This is a genomic window from Thermanaerosceptrum fracticalcis (assembly GCF_000746025.2).
Lineage (GTDB): Bacteria > Bacillota > Peptococcia > DRI-13 > DRI-13 > Thermanaerosceptrum > Thermanaerosceptrum fracticalcis.
In genome coordinates this window covers 2,341,964-2,357,500 of record NZ_CP045798.1, presented here as the reverse complement: position 1 = coordinate 2,357,500, position 15,537 = coordinate 2,341,964, and the positions used below count along the sequence as shown (strand labels likewise).

The 15,537-nt window shown below is 46.3% G+C and carries 14 protein-coding genes and 1 rRNA gene (1 of these 15 running past the window's edge); all 15 read left to right on the top strand.

The features are described 5' to 3' along the window. Window positions 1-109, top strand: a 5S ribosomal RNA gene (gene rrf / locus BR63_RS12020) (it extends 6 nt beyond the left edge of the window). A gap of 152 nt (window positions 110-261) precedes the next feature. After that, window positions 262-1,107 (top strand): class II fructose-bisphosphate aldolase, encoded by an 846-nt coding sequence (locus BR63_RS12015; protein WP_034420404.1) that lies wholly within the window; start codon window positions 262-264, stop codon window positions 1,105-1,107. Window positions 1,108-1,136: 29 nt separating this feature from the next. Further along, window positions 1,137-2,351, top strand: a complete 1,215-nt coding sequence (locus tag BR63_RS12010; protein WP_034420403.1) for a 6-phosphofructokinase — start codon at window positions 1,137-1,139, stop codon at window positions 2,349-2,351. A 131-nt stretch (window positions 2,352-2,482) separates the two neighbouring features. Beyond that, window positions 2,483-2,998, top strand: coding sequence for a hypothetical protein (locus BR63_RS12005; protein WP_034420402.1), 516 nt, complete (start codon window positions 2,483-2,485; stop codon window positions 2,996-2,998). A 159-nt stretch (window positions 2,999-3,157) separates the two neighbouring features. Continuing rightward, window positions 3,158-3,922, top strand: a complete 765-nt coding sequence (locus tag BR63_RS12000) for a GntR family transcriptional regulator (RefSeq protein WP_034420401.1) — start codon at window positions 3,158-3,160, stop codon at window positions 3,920-3,922. Window positions 3,923-4,266: 344 nt separating this feature from the next. Then, window positions 4,267-5,373: an ABC transporter ATP-binding protein gene (locus tag BR63_RS11995; protein ID WP_034420400.1), complete on the top strand. Its 1,107-nt coding sequence runs from the start codon at window positions 4,267-4,269 to the stop codon at window positions 5,371-5,373. A gap of 70 nt (window positions 5,374-5,443) precedes the next feature. After that, window positions 5,444-6,700, top strand: a complete 1,257-nt coding sequence (locus tag BR63_RS11990) for an ABC transporter substrate-binding protein (protein ID WP_207724718.1) — start codon at window positions 5,444-5,446, stop codon at window positions 6,698-6,700. A 134-nt stretch (window positions 6,701-6,834) separates the two neighbouring features. Beyond that, on the top strand, window positions 6,835-7,710 hold the full coding sequence (locus BR63_RS11985) for a carbohydrate ABC transporter permease (RefSeq protein ID WP_034420399.1): 876 nt from the start codon (window positions 6,835-6,837) through the stop codon (window positions 7,708-7,710). Window positions 7,711-7,724: 14 nt separating this feature from the next. Beyond that, window positions 7,725-8,594, top strand: a complete 870-nt coding sequence (locus BR63_RS11980; RefSeq protein WP_081908026.1) for a carbohydrate ABC transporter permease — start codon at window positions 7,725-7,727, stop codon at window positions 8,592-8,594. A 218-nt stretch (window positions 8,595-8,812) separates the two neighbouring features. Further along, the gene (locus tag BR63_RS11975) at window positions 8,813-10,153 is read left to right on the top strand and encodes an L-fucose/L-arabinose isomerase family protein (RefSeq protein WP_034420398.1); all 1,341 of its coding nucleotides are present in this window, start codon (window positions 8,813-8,815) and stop codon (window positions 10,151-10,153) included. A gap of 16 nt (window positions 10,154-10,169) precedes the next feature. Next, window positions 10,170-11,282: a M24 family metallopeptidase gene (locus BR63_RS11970; protein ID WP_051965443.1), complete on the top strand. Its 1,113-nt coding sequence runs from the start codon at window positions 10,170-10,172 to the stop codon at window positions 11,280-11,282. A gap of 118 nt (window positions 11,283-11,400) precedes the next feature. Further along, a complete protein-coding gene (locus BR63_RS11965) occupies window positions 11,401-11,625 on the top strand; it encodes a MoaD/ThiS family protein (protein ID WP_034420397.1) in 225 nt (74 codons plus the stop codon). Between the two features lie 16 nt (window positions 11,626-11,641). After that, window positions 11,642-12,124, top strand: coding sequence for a 4Fe-4S dicluster domain-containing protein (locus BR63_RS11960; RefSeq protein WP_034420396.1), 483 nt, complete (start codon window positions 11,642-11,644; stop codon window positions 12,122-12,124). After that, entirely contained in the window at window positions 12,117-13,922 is a 1,806-nt protein-coding gene (locus tag BR63_RS11955; protein WP_051965442.1) for an aldehyde ferredoxin oxidoreductase family protein, read from the top strand. Before BR63_RS11960 ends, BR63_RS11955 begins: the two co-directional genes overlap by 8 nt. A gap of 116 nt (window positions 13,923-14,038) precedes the next feature. Further along, on the top strand, window positions 14,039-15,526 hold the full coding sequence (gene glpK / locus BR63_RS11950; RefSeq protein ID WP_034420394.1) for a glycerol kinase GlpK: 1,488 nt from the start codon (window positions 14,039-14,041) through the stop codon (window positions 15,524-15,526). The last annotated feature ends 11 nt before the right edge of the window (window positions 15,527-15,537 follow it).

Below are 15,537 nucleotides of genomic sequence, written 5' to 3'. Positions count from 1 at the left end.
GACAATAGCGAAGGGGTCACACCCGTTCCCATCCCGAACACGGCAGTTAAGCCCTTCAGCGCAGATGGTACTTGGCCACGAGGCCTGGGAGAGTATGTCGTTGCCAGGATTATTTAAAAGAGACTCGATTTTATTCGAGTCTCTTTTTTGGTTTATATAAAGATCGAAAATAAATTCTTGACGGTTATTCTATCCAGATCTAAAATAAATATATAATATTACAACATTGCAAAATATTTTATATCGCGGGGAGGATGAATTATGGCCTTAGTAACTTTAAAAGAAATCCTGCAAAAACATGACGGAGCAGTTGGTGCCTTCAGTACATATGATTTATATACTGCTCTTGGCATAATTCAGGGAGCAGAAAAAGCAAATTTGCCTGTAATTGCCATGTTAGGTGCTCCTGTCATTAGTAAGCCGGGTAATGAATATATCGGTGAACTGCTGGTGACCCTGGCCCGGAGGGCCAGGGTGCCTGTTTGTGTCTTTTTAGACCATGCCAAAGATTTTGCTACCTGTATGAAAGCTATTAAACTGGGCTTTAGTGCTGTGATGATTGACGGCTCCCATTTAAGTCTGGCAGAGAATATTGAAATAACCAACAAAGTTGCGGAAGCTGCCCACAGTGTGGGAGTCTCGGTAGAAGCTGAAGTGGGTGCTTTAGCTGGCTTAGAGGATGGCGAAGAAGTGAAGGCAGCCAAGATGACTAATCCTGAGCATGTGTCCCAGTTCCTGGCTGCAACGGAAGTGGATGCTTTAGCTGTATCCATTGGCAATGCTCATGGACTGTATAAAGGTGAACCCAAACTGGATTTTGACCTCTTGAAGAACATCGCTGGTATTTGTAACGTTCCGTTGGTGCTGCACGGCGGTACAGGACTTACTTTAGAGCAGTTTGCCAGGGGTGTCCGGCTAGGTATTAAGAAAATCAACATCGGGACAGAAGTTAAGAAGACCTATATAGAAGCTTTCATCAAGACCCATGAAAAGAATGTGGATGCGTGGGATATGGTTGGTGTGCCCCAGGCCTGCAAGAATGAAGTAGCCGCTATGGTTCAGCAGAATCTGGAGTTCTTTGCCCATAAGTGGAAAGAATTGTGTTAAGTCTTTACAGGAAATAGGAGTGACATGATATGGCAAGATTAAAAGGAAACTTGATGGTTGGCCAGTCCGGGGGACCTACGCCTGTTATCAATGCCAGTTTGGCCGGTGTGATTAGTGAAGCAAAAAAAATACCGGAAATAGAAAATATTTATGGTCTTTTTCACGGGATAGAGGGTGTGTTTACAAAACAAGCCTATAATCTATCAAAAGAGCCTGATGAGTTAATCAATAAATTGTTATATACGCCTGCCTCCATTTTAGGCAGCTGCCGCTATAAGCTGAAGGACAATGATTATCCCAAAATCCTGGAATTTTTTAAAGCTAATAATATAAGATACTTTGTCTATATTGGCGGTAATGACAGCATGGATACCTGCAACAGGATTTCTAAGCTGGCCCAGAGTGAGAATTATGAAATGCAGGTGGTGGGTATTCCAAAGACCATCGACAATGACCTGCCTTATACCGATCATTGTCCGGGTTTTGGCAGTGCGGCCAGATTTGTGGCTCTCAGTACCATTGACTCCGGCCGTGACCTGGAGTGCATGAGTACTTTTGATGATGTGGCCATTTTTGAAGTGATGGGACGCCATGCCGGCTGGCTGGCAGCCGCCAGTGCCCTGGCCAAAAAAGTGTCTGAGGATGCACCCCATCTTATCTATTTACCCGAGCGTACTTTCTCTCTGGAGAAGTTCCTGAGAGATATCAAAGAAGTCCATCAAAACCTAGGCTATGTCTATGTCATTATTTCCGAAGGCATTAGAGACGAATCTGGCGAGTTTATCGGTGCCCAGTCGGCCGTAACCGATGCCTTCGGCCATAAGGCCATCGCCACCGGAGACGGACCAGGCAATTATCTTGCCAAAATCATTAATAAAGAATTAGGCTTAAAGACACGCTGCAATAGACCGGGAACCATTCAACGCTCCCTGGCTGCGGTAGCTTCCCGCACTGATATCGATGAAGCTTTCCGGGCGGGAAGTGCCGGTGTCCGTTATCTGGCTGAAGGCATTACCGATATCATGGTAACTCTGGAGAGAGCCCAGGGAACTGAATATTACTGTGAAACAGGATACGTGCCTCTGGAAAAAGTAGCCAATATCGAAAAATTTATGCCAGACTCCTTCATTAATCAAGAGGGGAACTTTATTACGGACGAATTCCGTAAATACTGTCTGCCACTGCTCGGTGATCCATTACCCGAGTACGCAAGGCTTATAGGCAAACCTTTTAGTTTAAAATAGAATTCCTCATCCCCAACCTCCCAATTAACCGGGACTCCAGTAAGTTATATGCTTACTGGAGTCTTTGTCTTGCCAAAAGATGAAAGTTATGGGTATATTATTCTTAACCGCGAATATAAGGAGGAGAGACCATGGGGAAAGAAGGTCGGGAAAGGATTAAAGAAAAACTACAGGAATTGTTAGACGTAATTAAAGGAGAGGTTGCCGAAGAAAGCAAAGAAATTAGAAACAATGTACTCACCACGGTAAATGAGATTAAAGCCACGGTTGAAGAAAAATGGCAGGATATTGAGGATAATTCCAAAGAGTCTCTTGACAAACTGGTCGATAAACTGGATGCCAGGGCTTTGAAAACCCTTTATACCGTTCAGGATAAATACAGCGAAGGATTAAAAATGACGGAGGAATTTAAGAAGACGGTTGTAAGTAAATGGCAGGATATTGAAGAAACCGTAAATAAGATGAAACGTGAACTGGAGGTCAAAGCTTTAAAAACCCAGTATACCATTGAGGAAAAAGTATCCCAAGGCCTGGAGAAAAAAGATGAGGTTGTGGTTAAAACTGCCGATGTCCTGGTGGATACCATTGAAAAAGTAAAATGTGCCATCACCACCGGCGGGTGTGAGGAAAAGAAAAAAGAAGAATAAAGATTCGTAATTGAGAACACCACTTTCATAAGTGGTGTTTTACTCTGCTTATATAAGCGAACTCACAAAATAATTAATTTCTTGAATTAACAAGAAAAAACAAATATAATGTCATTAGGCAATGTTGTAATATTATTATTTTTAAAAGGAGGTGGGAACATGGATATGATGAATGCAAGCCCCTTGCACTATCAAATTACCCAGGAATTGCGCGAAGAGCTAAAACAGGGACGCTGGAAGGCCGGAGAGCTTTTTCCCACCGATAAACAGTTTATGGAGAAGTATGGTGTCAGCAGCACCACTGTGCGCCGCGCCATTTACGAACTCGTGAAGGAAGGCTGGCTGGAACGCAAGCCGGGTAAAGGCACTTTTGTGAAAAGTGAAATGACCGAGACTTTACAAAGACTAACGGGTTTTTTTGAAGAAATGGTGAACAAGGGGCTAACCCCGAGTGCAAAAATTATTAAGATGCAGCCCGTTATGGTCACAGCGAAACTCCTGGAACAAGTGCCGGAACTCAAAGAGTTTAACAGGGATAAGCTTTTTTGTATTACCAAAGTTCAAAAGATGAACAATTTGCCTGTAGCTTATATTCACAGCTATTGGCCCCGCGAGATTGGGGAAGAACTGGCTAAACATGATTTAACCAAACAAGGTATGTACCAGATTGTTTCAGGTATGGGCATTATACTGGAAGAAGCAAACCAGATCATCTCTGCCACTGTTGCGAAAAAGGAGATCGCTAAAGCTTTGGAAGTAACCGAGGGCTCACCTCTCCTGGAGATGCGGCGGATTGTCTATAACGATAAGAAAACCCTGGAGGTTTCAGTAAATTATTACCGGGCCGACCGTTATAAATATCATGTTAAATTGAAATGGAATGATATTTCCAGTAAAGAAGGCATGATTTTTAATATAGAATGAGGGCTTGCCATTGATGCAGGCCTTTTTTAGTTGTTAGTTGGTAGTTGTTAGTTGGTAGTGACAGACGCTCCCCGTTTCCCGATTTCCTGCCCGAATTAGCAATATATTTTCGGGTAGCTGGTAGCGGGAAGCAATTAACTTAGTCAGAAATCGGATGTCGGATAGTCGGATATCGTTTGTTAGTTCTATATTATAAAAGTATTAATTTATACTTAATTTTTATGGTTGACGGGCTAAAACCTAAAAACTATAATAAAGATGACAAATAAGTAATATTACAATATTTCCGACGATAACACACAATACAACATACATAACAGGAATGGCCGAAGGGAGTGGATTTTTTGGCTGGGGTAAAATTAGAGGGCGTAGCCAAGCACTTTAAAGGTGCTGTAGCTGTAGCAGAATTTAACCTGGATATAAAAGACGGAGAATTTCTTGTTTTGGTTGGTCCTTCCGGATGCGGAAAGAGTACCACTCTCCGTATGGTAGCGGGACTGGAAGAGCCAACATATGGCCGCATCATGATTGGTAATAAAGATGTTACCAAGCTGGAACCTAAGGACAGGGATATCGCCATGGTCTTTCAGGACTATGCCCTTTATCCCCACATGAATGTGTACCATAATTTAGCCTTTGGCCTCAAGTTAAGAAAAATGCCCAAAAACGAGATTGAGGAAAGGGTTAAGATGGCTGCCGAGATTCTAAGCATTTCTCATCTTTTGGAGCGTTATCCCCGTCAATTATCAGGGGGCCAAAGGCAGCGGGTAGCCTTAGGAAGGGCTATTGTCCGGAATCCTCAAGTGTTTCTTATGGATGAGCCCCTCAGTAACCTTGATGCCAAGCTGCGTGTGCAAATGCGGGCAGAGCTTGTAAAACTGCAAAGAAGACTAAAGACCACCACAATTTATGTCACCCATGACCAGACAGAAGCCATGACCATGGGTGACCGGATTGTTGTAATGAAAGACGGGCACATCCAGCAGGTGGGTACTCCGGAAGAAATATATCATGAGCCCGCCAATCTTTTTGTAGCTGATTTTGTAGGGTCACCCAGCATGAATTTCCTGGAGGGCGAGCTCTGTACGGAAGAAGGGTGTACCTGGTTTAAAGCTCAGGGAATCAGGGTTAATTTAAGAAATAATTTGAATTTGGCAGAACTCAATGAAAATAAAGTAGTTCTTGGCATAAGGCCGGAAGATGTGTATCTGCACAGGCCTTTTCAGGATAAAGTTTGTGAAGAACTCCTTTGCCAGACTGAACTCATCGAAGATTTAGGGTCGGAAAAGATTGTGTTCTTAAAGATAGAGGGGCAGGAACTCCAGGCACGCTTACGTGACGGTGCCGCTCCGGTTACAGTAGGCGGGAATACCCCAGCTTATCTGAACCTGAATAAGGTTCATCTCTTTAGAAAAAGTACTGGTAAGAAAATACTGTTCAGGGGGAGGTGAGCGCCGGGGGATTTAAGGGGATAGACTTTGGTCATGAACAAAGTGAAACAAGATTGAGGGAGTGGTGAGTGTGAAACTGAGAAAAGGTTTGGTAGTATTAACGATTCTAATGTTAGTCGCTGGTTTAGTCTTAGGGGGCTGTGGACAGAAGAAGCCCGAGGCTCCTAAAGAACCGGAAAAAACCGTGATTCGTTTTGCCCACTGGCGCGGTGAAGACAAGGCCGCCTTTGAATCAATCATCAAGAAATTCGAAGCTGAGAACCCTACTATTAAAGTGGAGCAGTCCATCGAGGGTTCAGAAAAACATGATACTAAGCTGCTGGCTGAATTCCAGGCTAAGAACGGCCCAGATGTCTTCGCTGTTATGCCCGGTGCCCGTTTTGCCAACGTGGTGAAGGGCGGCTGGTTCCTGGATATTTCCGGTGAAAAGTTCCTGGATGTTGTAAAGCCTCACCTTCGTTTACCTGGACAAGACGGTGGCAAACAATACGCTGTTCCCTATCAGTTAGTATTTAATGACCCTGTTTACAATAAAGGGATCTTTGAAAAATATAAACTGGAACCTCCTAAAGACTGGAAAGGTTTCCTGGCTCTTTGTGAAACCCTTAAGAAAAATGGCATAACCCCTATTATCTTTGACAGTGAAATCGGTCCTGGCCAGTTTATGAACCCCATGCTCATGAACAATATGCCTAGTGACGATGCACTGGTGAAGGTACAAAAAGGCGAACTAAAACTTACTGAAGACTGGTTTGTTACTACTTTGAAGCAGTTCAAAGAGTTAAACGATAAGGGGTATTTCCAGAAAGACGTATTGGGTACCAAGAAAGCCGGCGCTGCAGCCCTCTTTGCCCAGGAAAAAGGTGCTATGCTGGCCCAGGGTTCTTATATGATGGCTTCCAACAAGCAAGCCAACCCCAATCTCAAACAAGGTCTCCTGGCTCCCATCACCGTGTCCGCCGATAAAATGAAGTATGAAGGTATCCACACTGCTACCTTCATGATCGCTATCAACAAAGACTCCAAGAACGTGGAAGCAGCCAAGAAGTTTATGGCCTTCCTCTTTAAGCCGGAAATTGCTGCGGAATATGCTAATGCCACCGGTCAGATGTTAACTATCAGCGGTGTTCAGTACAAAACTGAAGAGTTGATGGAACAGGCTAAGTGGCTCGAGAAAAAGACTCTCTTCCAGCCGCGTTACATGATTACCGTATCTGAAGTAGAAAAAGCCATTGTTAACTCAATTATGGACGTAATCGGCGGAATGGCTCCCGAAAAGGCCGCTCTTAAAGCACAACAGGAAGTAGACCGGGTAATTAAGAAATAGCCTGAATAAGGATAGAAAAGAGAGAGGCTTGGTCCTCTCTCTTCTTTCCTCACCAAAGATCTTTTTACACTGCCAACTAACAACTACCAACTACATATTGAGAAATGAGAATCATCTCTTAGGGGGGGAATACTATGAGGAAATACTGGCCTTTATCCTTTTTTATTTTGCCTGGCCTCTTGATGTATGTAATCTTTTTTGTTTTCCCGGCCATTTCAGCATTAGGCCTTAGCCTTACTGACTGGAATGGGATTACTCCAGAGCGTAATTTTGTGGGTTTAGCCAATTACAAAGAGATGCTGACCAATGACCCAATTTTTGCCCAGGCCTTTGGCAACAACATCAAATACATGTTGTTTGTAGTATTCTTTCAGACTTTATTTTCATTAATTTTTGCCATGATGCTGGTAAAAAACAGCCGGCTTAATGTCTTTTACCGTGCCCTTTTCTTCTTACCCACGATTATTGCTTCTATTTCCGTGGCTTTCATCTGGATTTTTGTCTATGACCCCAGTATCGGTTCCCTGAATACTTTTCTTACTAAACTTAAACTTGATTTTTTGATCCAGTCTTGGCTGGGTGATAAGAACATAGCCATTTACAGCATTGCTGTGGTACAATGCTGGGCCCACATTGGGCAGGTTATGGTTATCTTTATTGCGGGGCTGCAATCAATCCCTAAGTCCCTGTATGAAGTAGCTCGCATTGAAGGGGCTACTCCCTGGCAGACCTTCCGGCATGTTACCTGGCCCCTTTTAGCTCCTTCGGCAACCATCGTGGTGGCCTATACCACCCTCCAGTCTTTCAAAGCCTTTGATCTTATCCTGGCCATGACGGACGGCGGTCCTTCGTATGCCACGGAGATCCTCTCACTGTTTTTGTACCATCAAGCCTTTAACCACTATAAATTTGGTTATGCCTCAGCTACAGCTGTTATCTTTATGCTGATTGTGGCAAGTATTACCCTGCTGCAGTTTAAAATACTGCGGGCTAACAAAGTTAGCTATTAAGGAGGGAAGTTTTCATGAGTTTACCTACTCCAAACTTGCAAGAATCCACTCACCCCGTTCCCTCGCGGAAATGGCCTGAACTTCTGCGCCATATTCCCCTTGTTTTGTATTCCTTAATCATTATCACACCCCTGTCCTTAGTTTTCTTTGCCACTTTTAAAGACCTGTCCCAGCTTTATACTAATCCCCTGGGCTTGCCCCGTTCCTGGGACCTGGCTAATTATAGCCGGCTCTTTGCCAACGAGAACATGGCAGTCTATTTTAAGAACAGTATGATTGTTACCTTTACCTCTGTGTTTTTTATCCTGTTCTTTGGTTCCATGATCTCTTATGCCATTATCCGGATGCCCAAATGGACGGGAGCCATTCTTTTCAGTTTTATCACCCTGGGGATGATGATTCCGACCCAGGTTAACATGATTCCCACTTATGTTTTCTTTGCCAAACTGGACCTGTTAAACAAACATCTTGGTTTGATTATTGTCACAGTAGCGACGCTGCTTCCTATTTGTGTGTTTATTCTGACCGGTTTTATGAAAACCCTACCCAAGGGTCTTATCGAAGCAGCTATGATTGACGGAGCCTCCCACTGGAAAATTTATACCAGGCTGGTTCTCCCTCTATCAGGTCCTGCCCTGGCTACTGCAGCAATATTCTGTTTTGTTATTGCCTGGAACGATCTCTTATACCCATTGCTCTTCATCAAATCGGCAGAACTGAAAACCTTACCCCTGGCCCTCTTGCAGTTTCAGGGTGAATATCTGACCGATTACCCCATGATCTTCTCAGGTGTTGTTGTGGCTTCCATACCTATGGTTATCATCTATACCTTCCTGCAGAAATACTTTATTGCCGGTATGACGGCAGGATCCATGAAAGGCTAAGCACGATTAGCCGTTATCCGACTTCCGATATCCGATTTATTGGTGACAGAGACCAGTGTCCAGTGACCTTTAATCGTAAACCGTGAACAGTGAACCGTTTTTGAAAAATTTCCCAGGGGGGGGGGTCCATATTTACGGTTTGCGGTTAACTGTTAACTGTTCGCGTTAAACATTACTAACAACTACCAACTAACAACTAAAACAAGGAGGCCCCGCTTGTGAAAGACTTACGTCTTGTATTTCTACCCCTGGCCCGTACCACCTTCCATATGGAAAGTGCTGCGGATTATTATGAAAAATCCCTGGCTTTGTTAAAAGAGTTGGTGCCTGGAGTTACGGCTCCGAAAGAACTTTTGACTTCTCCGGAGATGCTCTTAGATTACTTAAGAAACATCCAGGGGACTTTGCCCCATGGGGCAGTAGTCCAGTGTACTACTTTTGTTGACTCTGTGTTTATGTCCCATGTAGCCCGCAAGCTTAATTGCCCCATTATTCTCTGGGGTGTGAGAGAGCCGGTAATAGACGGAGGACGGCTAAGACTCAATTCTTTGACCGGTGTTTATGCGGCAGGCAATATACTGGTCTCCCTGGGCAGGGAATTTGCTTATGTTTTTGGCGCTCCGGGGGAAGCGAATTTACGCAATGCACTGGCTGTTCAGTTAAAAGCCATTGATATGCAGAGGAAACTCAAAGATTTAACCATTGGTGTGATTGGCCATTTCCCTCCCGGTTTCTATTTTTCCAACCTGGAAGACGTAGATGTCATGGGGCATATCGGTCCCAGAGTGGTACGTCTGGAAGCCAGGGATATCATGAAAAGAGCTGGACTCTTCCAGGAAGAAGAGGTCAAAAAGGCCTTAACTGAAGCTAAACAGATGATCACTGGTTTGGATGCCTTTGATGAGACCACACTGGATAAGCATGCAAGGCTGCGCCTGGCCTACCAGCAGGTGGTGGATGAACATGGCCTAGGAGCCCTGGCTACCCGCTGCTGGCCTGACTTCTTTGTGGAGTATGGTGCTTCCGTCTGTGCGGCTATTTCAGGATTGACGGAGAAGGGGATTGTCTCCTCCTGTGAAGCGGATATTGGTGGAGCCATTTCTATGTATATGGCCAGGGAACTGGCAGGTTCAGCGCCTTATTTCGGTGACCCAGTCTCCCTTGATGAAGATAAGAATGCCATTACTTTTTGGCATTGCGGTGCGGGAGCCTGTTCTTTAGCCCATAAAGATACAGGGGCCCGGGCCGGTGTGCATCCCAACCGCAAACTTGGTATTACCATGGAATTTGGCTTAAAGCCCGGCCGGGTTACTGTATTGCGTCTGGGTAAAACCCCCAAGGGTTACCGTATGTACCTCCTGGGCGGAGAGGCTTTGGATGAGCCCCAGCAGTTTTTGGGCACCTCAGTGGTCATAAAGACCGACAATAAGGCAGGCGAAATTGTGGCCCAAAGTGTTGAGCAGGGCTGGGAAGCCCATTTTGTAGTGGTTTATGGAGATATAAGGGCAGAAATTAGGGCTTTGTGCCGGCTTTTAAATATTCCTGTGGTGGAATTTTAAATAGGGAGGCAGGATTATGATTTCAGCCCAGGCTGTAATGAGTGAGGTTCAGGAAAAGGAACAAAAAATATTTAAGTTAATAAATGACCAGGGGTTAGACGGGCTTGGTCTTTTTCGGGCTGTGAATTTCACCTGGTTCACAGCTGGCGGCACCAACCGGGTGGCTTTCGGTACGGAACGGGGTTGTGCCTTTATCCTCATTCTTGAGGGGAAAAAATACATGTATGCCCCTGTCAATGAAATAGAACGGATCATGACAGAGCAGGTTCCCGATCAGGATTTTATTCCCGTAACTTTTGAGTGGTATGAGAATCCCCTCAGCATCATGGAAAGGACTATTAAAGGCAAAAAAATAGGTTCCGACCTGGCTATGGCCGGAATGGAGTTTGTGGGAAATGAAGTCGATGTTTTGCGCTTTACCCTTACCCCCGCGGAAATTCTGAAAGCCCGGGAAGTAGCGGATATTTGTTCAAGGGAATTAGCCAGGTTATGTGTGGATATTCACCCCGGCATGACGGAACAGGAGATGCAGGGGATGTTGAGCGGGCGTCTGCTGGCCCAAGGTATACGTACGCCTGTATTGTTAGTGGGCACTGATGAGCGGATCCTCCAACACCGTCACCCTGTGGTTACGGAGAAAAAATTAGAAAAACATGCTCTCTTCGCCATCGTGGGCGAAAAGTGGGGGATCCATATTACTTTAACCCGTTCGGTATATTTCGGAAAACTGCCGGAAGTATTTAGAGAACGGCATGAACTGGTATGCCGGGTGGATGGTGCCATGGAAGCGGCCACGGTGGCAGGTCAAACCACCAATGCTGTCCTGGAAAGGGCGAAAGAGCGTTATGCACGCTTTGGTTACCCCGACGAGTGGAAGCGCCATCACCAGGGGGGCCTTATCGCCTATGCACCCCGGGAATTTAAAGCACCCGACCGCAATGAGGTCATAGCCGTTAACCAAATGTACGGCTGGAATCCCACCTTGCAGGGGACTAAGAGTGAAGAAACGCTTTTGATTAACAGCGAAGGGCTGCCCGTTGTCTTAACCAGTGTTCCTGCCTGGTGGCCCAAGCTGGAAATGGAGATTCAGGGGAGACGTATCACGAGACCGGCAATACTGGAAACGTAAGACCCGACTAATCGACATCCGCTATCTGATTTCCGAATAATGATAACAAGATTATATCTGCCTAAAAAGTCGGAAATTCGGAAGTCGGAAGTCGAAGACGATTTCGGAGGTCGTTAAAATGGTAACTGTAGAATTCAGTTCCAGCATGATGGCCAGTTTTAAACTTGGCACCAAGGTAAGTGTTCCCTTTCGTAATTGTACGGTAAGAGAACTGTTGACCGGCCTGGGAGTTGACTTGCGGGAAGTGGGTATAGTTTTAATAAACCAAAAAAACGCTGCCCTTGACAGCGAGATCAAGGATAATGATTCAATCTATGTACTACCCATGGTTTGTGGAGGATAGAGAAAGAGGTGATCAAATGTCCAGAAAAGTCTTAATTGCAGAAGCCAGGAAATGCGTAGGCTGCCGTATCTGTGAGCAATGGTGCAGTCTTTCTCACTTTGGCACGGTAAACCCCGCCAAGGCACGCCTGAAAATAACCCGTCTGGAGGACAGGGGAGTAAATGTCCCCACCATCTGTACCCAATGCAACAAACCGGCGTGTATTGAAGCCTGTCCCCACGGTGCCCTGGAGAAAAACCAGGCTACCGGTGCCATAAAGCTTCATAAAGAGAAATGCACCCTATGCCGCAAATGTGTCTATGCCTGTCCCCAGGGAGCCGTTTTTATTCATCCTACCGATGAATATGTCTTAATTTGTGACCTCTGCCAGGGACGACCCAAGTGTGTGGAAAACTGTCCTGAGGGTGCTCTGCAGTATGTTCCTGTGGAGGTTAGCGACAGGGCTTTTAGATGCCGGATAGTAGAAGAGGTAGTAAAGGGGGATGAATGCCGTGGTTGATGTTGGTGCTGTGCAAGGGAAAATCCTCCGGGTCAATTTAACCGATGGGCAAATCACTAAAGAAACTGTGCCCGGAGAAGTTTATACGAAATACTTAGGGGGACGGGGAGCCGGAGCATACTACCTGAATAAAGAAGTGGCTCCCGGTACTGATCCCCTGGGAGAGGACAACAAGATCATCTTCTTTAACGGACCTATGGCTGGCACTATGGCTCCGGGAAATGGCAAAATCAATGTAACGTTTAAATCACCTCTTACCAATACTTACTACTATTCCTTATGTGGCGGTCATTTTGGTGCGGAATTAAAGTTTGCGGGATTCGACGGAATAATTATAGAAGGGAACGCCTCTAAGCCAGTCTACCTCTTTATTCATAACGATGAAGCAGAGCTTAAGGACGCTCAAGCCTTGTGGGGCAAAACTATCCCCGAAACCAACAAAATCCTGAAAGAGGAACTGGGCGGAGACCATTCCTTAAAAATTGCCTGTATCGGGCCGGGCGGGGAGAAGCTTAACCGCATGGCCTGTATAACCGCCGAATTGTACCGGGAATTTGGCCGGGGCGGCGGCGGAGCTGTCATGGGGGCGAAAAACCTCAAAGCCATTGTGGTGAGAGGGACCCAAGATGTTAATGTGGCCAGTCCCGGCAAATTGGCTAATTATGTAAAAGAACTTTACAAAGAGTTTAAAGCCCATCCCAAAGTCTATGCCCGCCGCTGGTACGGCTCTGTAGAGATGCTCGAGGGCATTAATAAATTAGGTTTCTGGTCAACAAAGAACTTTTCGGAAGGGTATTTTGCTCCCGGAGAAGAGATGGTCGGTCCCAAAATGCGAGAAAAGATCGTGGTTGGCGACGGTTCCTGTTACAGTTGTCCCATTGCCTGTGGAAAAATATCCCAGGTAAATTCCGCGAAGTACGGCAAGATTCTTATCGAAGGACCTGAATTTGAAACAGTGGGATTGCTGGGACCCAACTGTGGTATCAGTGATTGGGAAACTATCCTCAAAGCCACACAAATCCTGGACCACAACGGTATAGATACAATTTCCGCCGGTGCTGTCCTTTCTTTTGCCATGGAAGCCTTTGAAAAAGGAATTATCACGGAGAAAGACACAGATGGAATAGACCTTCGTTTCGGCAATGGAGACGGTTTAATCGCCATGTTGGAAAAAATGGTGAAACGGGAAGGGTTAGGCGATCTCCTGGCAGAAGGGGTTAAGCTGGCCAGTGAAAAACTGGGAGCACCGGAATTAGCCATGCATTCCAAAGGCGCAGCTCCTGCTACTTATGATCCCCGGGGTTGTAAGGGTATGGCCCTCACTTATGCCACTTCTTCCAAGGGAGCCCACCATATGTACTCGCCGACCATGGGAGTTGAACTGGCGGGGGACCGCTTTGCCGAAAAGGGTAAAGCCAATCTTGTTCGCGATATACAAATGCAGATGGCTGTAGTTGATTCCCTGGGCTACTGCTCTACCATGCGTTTTGTTTATACCGTGGATAAACAAGTGGATTTATTCAATCTGGCCACCGGCCTCAACTACAGCAAGCAAGAGCTCCTGGAAGTAGGGGAACGCATTCTTAACCTGGAAAGGCTCTTTAATGTGCGGGAGGGCTTTAGCCGTAAAGACGATACCCTTCCCAAGCGCTTCCTGGAAGAGGCCATGAAAGAGGGACCCAGCCAGGGACAGACTATCGACCTGCAGTCTATGCTCGATGAGTATTATCAGGCCATGGGCTGGAGTGAAGACGGTATTCCCAGGGAAGAGACGATCAAAAGATTAGGACTCTATTAGCTGGCAGTTGTTAGTTCGTAGTTCGCAGTATTAAGTTGCGGAAACCCCTAATTTTCACTGCGAACTGCCAACTACGATCTGCGAACTGTTGGAAATCGAAACAAGGAGGGATTTACATGGCCCAGTATTTATTAGCCCTAGATCAGGGAACGACCAGCTCCCGGGCTATTATCTTTGATCGCCTGGGTAACCCCCTTAAACAGTGCAGTAAAGAAATTCGACAGATTTATCCCCAGCCGGGCTGGGTGGAACATGACGGTGAAGAAATCTGGGAGAGCCAGGTGACAGTAGCCCGGCAGGTTCTTACGGAGGCAGGTGTGGAACCTGGTGAGATAGCTGCCATCGGCATTACCAACCAGAGGGAAACTACCCTCATCTGGGACAAAGAAACGGGCAAACCCCTTTATCATGCTTTGGTCTGGCAGTGCCGCCGCACGGCGGAACTGTGCCAGGAATTAAACAGGAAGAACTGGGCAGAACCCATTCGCCAAAAAACAGGCCTGGTAGTTGATGCCTATTTTTCAGGGACCAAAATCAAATGGCTCCTGGATAATGTGGCGGGTTTAAGAGAAAAGGCAGAACAGGGCAAGGTACTCTGTGGCACTGTTGATACCTGGCTCATCTGGAAGCTCACAGGAGGTCGGGTACATGCTACGGATTACTCTAATGCTTCCCGCACCATGTTGTTCAATATCCACACCTTAGAGTGGGACCAGGATATCCTGAAAGAATTGGGTATACCCCGGAAGATCCTCCCTGAGGTGAGACCCTCCAGCGGAACTTTTGGTGAAACGGCACCTGAAATTTTCGGTGCCAGTATCCCCATTACAGGTGTGGCCGGTGACCAGCAGGCCGCCCTGTTCGGACAGTGCTGTTTTACTCCCGGGACGGCCAAAAATACTTACGGTACGGGCTGTTTCATGCTGATGAATACGGGGGAAAAAGCCATACCCTCGCAAAACGGCCTTTTAACGACCATTGCCTGGGGACTTGATAACAAGGTTTCTTATGCCCTGGAAGGAAGTATCTTTATGGGGGGAGCTATTATCCAGTGGCTGAGGGACGAGTTAGGTATACTTCCCCATGCCGCCCAGTCCGAGGAATTTGCCCTCAAGGTAGCGGATACCGGCGGTGTTTACCTGGTTCCGGCCTTTGTGGGACTGGGTGCACCTTACTGGGATATGTATGCCCGGGGAATCATCATAGGGCTCACCAGGGGGACCAACAAGTATCACATTACTCGGGCGGCTCTCGAGGCTATTGCTTACCAGACCAAGGATGTGTTAGCGGCCATGCTGGCCGATGCTCAGATAGATTTGCAAAAATTACGCGTTGACGGCGGGGCTGTCAAAAACAATTTCCTCATGCAGTTTCAGGCTGATATTCTCCGTGTAACTGTAGAAAGACCGCGGGTAAATGAAACCACGGCACTGGGTGCGGCTTTCCTGGCGGGTTTGGGTGCAGGTTATTACGGCTCCATTCAGGAAGTGGAAACTATCTGCCAGTTAGATCGCTCTTTTGTGCCGGAAATGTCACCCTTCCGGGCCCAGGATTTATATCAGGGCTGGAAGAAAGCAGTGGAACGTTCCAAAGCCTGGCTTTAGGAAGGAGTTCT

Excerpts from the sequence above, each read along its gene's own strand:
- BR63_RS12005 (WP_034420402.1), top strand. The coding sequence starts at position 2,483 with ATGGGGAAAGAAGGTCGGGAAAGGATTAAAGAAAAACTACAGGAATTG.
- BR63_RS11970 (WP_051965443.1), top strand. The coding sequence starts at position 10,170 with ATGATTTCAGCCCAGGCTGTAATGAGTGAGGTTCAGGAAAAGGAACAA.
- BR63_RS12015 (WP_034420404.1), top strand. The coding sequence starts at position 262 with ATGGCCTTAGTAACTTTAAAAGAAATCCTGCAAAAACATGACGGAGCA.
- BR63_RS11985 (WP_034420399.1), top strand. The coding sequence starts at position 6,835 with ATGAGGAAATACTGGCCTTTATCCTTTTTTATTTTGCCTGGCCTCTTG.
- BR63_RS12000 (WP_034420401.1), top strand. The coding sequence starts at position 3,158 with ATGGATATGATGAATGCAAGCCCCTTGCACTATCAAATTACCCAGGAA.
- BR63_RS11960 (WP_034420396.1), top strand. The coding sequence starts at position 11,642 with ATGTCCAGAAAAGTCTTAATTGCAGAAGCCAGGAAATGCGTAGGCTGC.
- BR63_RS11965 (WP_034420397.1), top strand. The coding sequence starts at position 11,401 with ATGGTAACTGTAGAATTCAGTTCCAGCATGATGGCCAGTTTTAAACTT.
- BR63_RS12010 (WP_034420403.1), top strand. The coding sequence starts at position 1,137 with ATGGCAAGATTAAAAGGAAACTTGATGGTTGGCCAGTCCGGGGGACCT.
- BR63_RS11980 (WP_081908026.1), top strand. The coding sequence starts at position 7,725 with ATGAGTTTACCTACTCCAAACTTGCAAGAATCCACTCACCCCGTTCCC.
- glpK (WP_034420394.1), top strand. The coding sequence starts at position 14,039 with ATGGCCCAGTATTTATTAGCCCTAGATCAGGGAACGACCAGCTCCCGG.